Origin of the sequence: Paraburkholderia sp. SIMBA_054, assembly GCF_046534875.1 — a bacterium.
GTDB classification, from domain to species: Bacteria; Pseudomonadota; Gammaproteobacteria; order Burkholderiales; family Burkholderiaceae; genus Paraburkholderia; species Paraburkholderia hospita.
Genome location: NZ_JAWRXV010001078.1, coordinates 1 through 260, shown reverse-complemented (window position 1 = coordinate 260; position 260 = coordinate 1). Strand labels below are relative to the sequence as shown.

At 61.5% G+C, this 260-nt stretch carries 1 pseudogene; it reads right to left on the bottom strand.

Annotation, left to right across the window (positions count from 1 at the left end):
- A pseudogene (locus tag SB822_RS58485) lies at window positions 1–260 on the bottom strand (MFS transporter); the annotation flags it as partial.

The following is a 260-nucleotide window of genomic DNA, read 5'->3' as shown; positions in this document are numbered from 1 at the left end:
CGCCGGCACCGTCCAGAAGATCGGCAACGCGGCGCAAATCAGCACGGCGGCAAGCGAGAGAATCGCGAGCATCGCAGGAAAACTGCTTAAATGCAGGGTCAAAAGCGAAAGCGCGATGCCGCCGCCGATCGTGCATACCGCGAAGTGCCGGCGCCGTTCTCCGCGCCGATCGGAATGGCGAGCAATCAGAATCAGCCCGACCGCGCCGACTGCATTCGGAATGACGCTGTACAGACTGATCGCGAGAACATCGCGAATGC